The sequence below is a fragment of the Undibacterium sp. TJN19 genome (genome assembly GCF_049339485.1).
Classification (GTDB): domain Bacteria; phylum Pseudomonadota; class Gammaproteobacteria; order Burkholderiales; family Burkholderiaceae_D; genus Undibacterium.
On record NZ_JBMPPL010000073.1, the window covers coordinates 1 to 331 of the forward strand.

Genomic DNA, 331 nt, shown 5'->3' on the forward strand with positions numbered 1-331 from the left:
CCGGTGCCGCCTACGTCCCGCTCGACCCCGCCTATCCGGCCAGCCGCCTCCAGCACATGATTGCCACCAGCGCCTGCAAACTGATACTGAGCGAACAACACCTGCTTGAAGAACTCAGCTTCCTCAGTGACTACCAGACCCTGCCGCTTGACGGCCACTGGCACCATGCCCTCCTGGGCCGCTACAGCGACAGCGCCCCTGCTGTGACAGTCGTACCCGACCAGCTCGCCTACATCATCTTCACCTCCGGCAGTACCGGCGTGCCCAAAGGCGTATTGATCAGCCACGCCAACATCACCAGCCTGGTTGCCCCTGGCAACAGCGTTGCTGT

1 protein-coding gene is annotated in these 331 nt (G+C 62.8%); it reads left to right on the plus strand.

Going from position 1 to position 331, the window contains the following annotated elements:
• Nucleotides 1-331: AMP-binding protein (locus tag ACO0LH_RS28580; protein WP_422944539.1), on the plus strand; the 331-nt coding region annotated here is incomplete at both ends.